This is a genomic window from Rhizobacter sp. P2_H2 (genome assembly GCF_056403375.1).
On the sequence record NZ_JBFUFP010000384.1, the window covers coordinates 1 to 4,743 of the forward strand.

The 4,743-nt window shown below is 68.1% G+C and carries 6 protein-coding genes; 5 read left to right on the top strand and 1 reads right to left on the bottom strand.

Going from position 1 to position 4,743, the window contains the following annotated elements; genetic code table 11:
- The 4 genes from AC1D15_RS18520 to AC1D15_RS18535 all read left to right on the top strand — a co-directional run.
- The coding region (locus AC1D15_RS18520) for a hypothetical protein (RefSeq protein ID WP_477827134.1) at positions 1 to 189 on the top strand (189 nt) is incomplete at its 5' end.
- Positions 186 to 1,409: a sensor histidine kinase gene (locus AC1D15_RS18525; RefSeq protein WP_477827135.1), complete on the top strand. Its 1,224-nt coding sequence runs from the start codon at positions 186 to 188 to the stop codon at positions 1,407 to 1,409. The genes AC1D15_RS18520 and AC1D15_RS18525, both read left to right, overlap by 4 nt.
- Before the next feature lie 158 nt (positions 1,410 to 1,567).
- A complete protein-coding gene (locus AC1D15_RS18530) occupies positions 1,568 to 2,065 on the top strand; it encodes a YfiR family protein (RefSeq protein WP_052213041.1) in 498 nt (165 codons plus the stop codon).
- Complete coding sequence (locus tag AC1D15_RS18535; protein ID WP_477827136.1) at positions 2,065 to 4,254, top strand: ATP-binding protein; 2,190 nt, start codon at positions 2,065 to 2,067, stop codon at positions 4,252 to 4,254. The genes AC1D15_RS18530 and AC1D15_RS18535 overlap by 1 nt, the downstream gene beginning before the upstream one ends.
- A 42-nt stretch (positions 4,255 to 4,296) precedes the next feature.
- Here AC1D15_RS18535 and AC1D15_RS18540 read toward each other — a convergent pair whose 3' ends face one another.
- The gene (locus AC1D15_RS18540; protein WP_477827137.1) at positions 4,297 to 4,479 is read right to left on the bottom strand and encodes a hypothetical protein; all 183 of its coding nucleotides are present in this window, start codon (positions 4,477 to 4,479) and stop codon (positions 4,297 to 4,299) included.
- A gap of 58 nt (positions 4,480 to 4,537) precedes the next feature.
- On the opposite strand from AC1D15_RS18540, the gene AC1D15_RS18545 reads away from it, so the two are divergent.
- Positions 4,538 to 4,743: hypothetical protein (locus AC1D15_RS18545; RefSeq protein ID WP_477827138.1), on the top strand; the 206-nt coding region annotated here is incomplete at its 3' end.

A 4,743-nucleotide genomic window follows, 5' to 3' on the forward strand; every position in this document is an offset into this window, starting at 1 on the left:
GTCGACACCGCGCTGGTATCGCTGGAACAAGGCGCGCGCCAGAGCACCGACCGCATCGACCAGACGGCCGAGGCGGTACGCTCGCTGCGTGCCTCGTCGGACGCGCTGCGCCTGCATGTGGAGACCTTCCGCATCGACGAACGCGTCGATGCACACACCAACGCCGCCACTTCGGGAGCCGCGCCGTGACCCCCACCACCTTGCAAGAAGCGCCGCGCACGCCGACCCTGCCGCACGACGCGGATGAACCGCCCTCGGGTACCCCGCAGACGATCCTCGTCGTCGACGACCTGCCGGCGAACCTGGAAGCCGCCGCACGCTTCCTCACGCACCATGGCTACCGTGTCGCCGTGGCGCAGGACGGCGAGGATGCGATCGAACGCGCCGCCCTGGTCCACCCGGACCTGATCCTGCTCGACGTGATGATGCCCGGGCTCGACGGCTTCGAGACCTGCCGCCGCCTGAAGGCCTCCGCGGCGTCGAGCCACGTGCCGGTGATCTTCATGACGGCGCTGGCGGAGACCCCCGACAAGCTCACCGGGTTCTCGGTCGGCGCCGTCGACTACGTGACCAAGCCGCTGGACGTCGCCGAAGTCATCGCCCGCATGCGCCTGCACCTGACGCTGCACCAGCTGCAGCGCCGCGTCGAGGCCCGCAATGCCAGCCTGCGCGAGGAGATCGCGGCGCACGAGCGCACGCAGGCCGCACTGCAGCGCTCGAACTCCGAGCTGGAGCAGCTGGCCTACGTGGCCTCGCACGACCTGCAGGAGCCGTTGCGGATGATCGCGAGCTACCTGCAGCTGGTCGAGGAGCGCTACCAGGACCGGCTCGACGACGACGGCCGGGAGTTCATCGGCTATGCGGTGGACGGCGCGAAGCGCCTGCAGAAGCTCATCAACGACCTGCTCCACTACTCGCGCCTCGTCAGCAAGGAACGGCCGCTGCAGCAGACCGACTGCGCCGAGGTGCTGAAGCTGGCGCTGCGCAACCTGCACGTCGCCATCCAGGAGAGCCAGGCCAGCGTGACATGCGACGAACTGCCGGCCGTGGCGGCCGACCAGACGCAGCTGGTGCAGCTGTTCCAGAACCTGATCGGCAATGCGATCAAGTTCCGCAACGGTCCGGGCCCACGGGTGCACGTGGGAGTCCGGCGCGAAGGGGACGGGTGGCAGTTCAGCATCAGCGACAACGGCATCGGCATCGCGCCGGCCCACTTCGAGCGGGTCTTCGTGCTGTTCCAGCGACTGCACAGCCGCTCGCGCTACGACGGCACCGGCATCGGGCTCACGCTGTGCAAGAAGATCGTCGAACGCCACGGCGGGCGCATCTGGGTGAGCTCGCTGCCGGGCGAAGGCACGACCTTCCATTTCACGCTCGCATCGCAAGGGAACAGCCTTGCCACGCCATGACCGGCGGCACCGGCCTGGCCTCTTCGCGCCCCATGGCAAGATGATCTCCCCCGGTCGTCTTCGATGCCGCCCTGCCAGGAAGCCCACTGAAACACGCCGCCGCTCCCGGAACAACGACGCAGACCCTGCGGCGCGGCCTCGTCGCCATCCTGTGTGCCGTGTCCCTGTGCGTCACATCGGCCCAGGTCGACACGGCGCAGATCGACCCGATCCGGGTGGCCTTCACGCTGAACTTCGCGCGCTACGTCACCTGGCCCGACAGYGCGCCGGCAGACGCGTTCCGGCTGTGCGTGTCGGCCGGCGATTCGCTGTACGGAGCGTTCTCGTCGGCCGATGGCACGATGGTGCGCGGCCGGCCGGTGCGGCTGCGTCGCATCGGGCCCGGCGCGGCCGATGTCGCGCGCTGCGACCTGCTGTACGTCGCCAGCACGACGGAAAGCCGCAACGCGCTGCTGCAGGCGGCCGCATCGCTGCCGGTCCTGACGGTCGGTGACGATCCGGCCTTCCTGCGCAGCGGCGGCACGATCCGCCTGTTCGCAGGCGACCAGCGCATGCAGTTCGACATCAACCTGACGCAGGCCGAACGCACCCAGCTGGTGCTTTCGCCGCAACTGCTGCGACTCGCCCGCACCGTCAACCAGGACAAGGCGCCGTGATGCAGCGACTGCAGCGCCTCTCGAAGAACGTGCTGGCCCTCGCCTCGCGCTGGTTCGGCCGGCAGCACCTGCCGCTGCGCCGCAAGACGGTCCTGCTGCTCGCGGTGAGCCTCGCCTGCGGGCTGCTGGCGCTCGGAAGCTGGCAGGTCGGGCGGCAGATCGCCGAACAGCAACTGGCCGCGCGCCAGCAGATGCAGGCGCTGGCCGCCGTGATGGCCGAAGGCACGGCCGCGGCGCTGGCGTTCGGCAATGCAGCCGCGGCCGGCGAGACGCTGGCGGCGCTGCGCGGCCAGACCTCGGCCAACCGCGCCGAGCTCTTCGACTCCCGGGGCCGGCTGGTCGCCGCCTACACCTCACCGCAGGCGGACCACGGCGCGGATGGCGTGACGCTGACGGTCTCGCTGGACGTGATGCTGGACGGCACGCGCACCGGCGAGCTCCGGCTGTTCGGCACCTCGCCCTCGGCCGTGTCGCAATGGCAGCGGCAGTCGCTGCCGCTGCTGAGCGCGCTCGGTACCTCGCTCGCGATCGGGCTGGTCTTCGCGACCGTGCTGCTGCATGCCAGCCTCTCCCAGATCGAGGACCTGGCCCGCGTGGCACGGGACATCCACCAGGGCTTGCCGCCCCGGCGCGTCACGCGGCGCAGCCAGGACGAGCTGGGTGACCTCGTCGAGCAGTTCAACGCGATGCTCGGGCAGCTCCAGCTCAACCAGACGAACCTCGAGATCACCGTGCGCGAGCGCACGGCCGAATTGCGTTCCGCCAAGGAATCGGCCGAAGTCGCCAACCGGGCCAAGAGCAGCTTTCTCGCCAACATGAGCCATGAGCTGCGCACGCCGCTGAACGCGATCATGAGCTACGCACAGCTGTTCCAGATCGACATCCGGCTGGACAAGGAGCAACTGCAGGGCGTGCGGACCATCCAGCAGAGCGCGGAGCACCTGCTGCTGCTCATCAACGACCTGCTCGACCTCTCGCGCATCGAAGCCGGCCGGCTCGAACTCTTCCCCGAGCCGGTGATGCTGAAGACCTTCCTCGGCGCCATCACCGACATCATCCGCATCCGCGTCAAGGAAAAGGAACTGAAGTTCCGGTTCGAGGACCACAGCGCCGAAGGCACCATCGTGTCCGTCGACAGCACGCGGCTGCGCCAGATCCTGCTGAACCTGCTCAGCAACGCGGTCAAGTTCACCGACGACGGCGAAGTCAGCCTGGTGATCCACGAGGCGCAGCGCACGGCGCGCGAAGTGCGCCTGCGTTTCGAGGTGCACGACACCGGCATCGGCATCGACCCGGACAAGCTCGGCGCCATCTTCCGGCCCTTCGAACAGGCCGCCGACGTGCAGCGCCGCTTCGGAGGCACCGGGCTGGGCCTGGCGATCAGCCGCCAGCTGGTGGCGCTGATGGGCAGCGACATCGTCGTCAGCAGCCGGATCGGGCATGGCAGCCATTTCTGCTTCGAACTCGACCTGCCGCTGGCGAGCACGAACCTCACGACAGTCGCCGCCACGGAGCGCCAGGTGCAGACCATCGCCGGCTACCGCGGGCCGCCCCGCAAGGTGCTGGTCATCGACGACACCGAAGCCAACCGCCGGCCGTTGATCACGTTCCTGCGATCGCTCGGCTTCGACACGCTCGAAGCGCCGGATGGGGCCGCCGGTCTGCAGGTCGCGCTGGAGCATCGGCCGGACCTGATCCTGATGGACAGCGTGATGCCGGTGATGGATGGCTTCGAGACCACCCGGCGCCTTCGCGAGATGCCGATGCTGCGCGACGTGCGCATCGTCGCCATCTCGGCAAGTGCCTCGGCCACCGACCACCGGCACACGCTGGATGTCGGAGCCGATGCCTTCCTGCCCAAGCCGTTCACGCTGACCGCCTTGATCAACGCCATCGGCCGCCTGCTGCAGCTGGAGTGGGTGGAATGGGACAGCGCCCGCGAGGCCGCGTCGGATGAGGCGCCCCGCGACCCCGCATCCGACCTGTTGCCCGATCGGGTCCAACTCGAGGTGCTGCTGCAGCTGGCCCAGTTCGGCAACATGCAGGACCTCGCGAAGCAAGCCGCCGAGCTGGCGGCGACCTCGCCATCGTGCCGCCCCTTCGCGCTGCGCCTGCAGCGGCTGGCTGAGCAGTTCCAGTCCAAGGCGGCGCTGCAGCTGGTCCGCAGCGCGATGCGCGACGACACCTGACCTGTCCGAGCCGCTGCCAAACGGACGCCAAACGGACACCTGTCACTTGTCAATTGTTGACAAAGGGTGCATCGAGGTCGGAGTCAAATCGCTCAATAGTTCAACCTGACTCTTGTGCATTTCAGTGACCGATTGCAGTTGGCATTTGTTGACTTTGGCCTGCACCTGACGCGGCATTTGTCCATAGCCAAACGCCGCTGCGATCGAGATCATGACGACACCCAAGACAGCAACCTGACAGGTCACTGAACCCCAGCGACCGTCTCACCGAACGGGAAAGACCATGGACTTTTCTCCGAGCCCCCTGGCCAGCCTTGCAACGCTGCCTGCGACATGGCTGCTCCTCCCGACACTGATCGCCGTGTGGTGGCAGGCGCATCGCTGCTTCGACAAGCGACTGTCCGTGCTGAGGCGCCAGTTCGTCGCCCAGCGGGCTGCCACCCGCGAATTCCTCCAGCACGCGAACAGCCAGATCGATCTGCTGCAAAG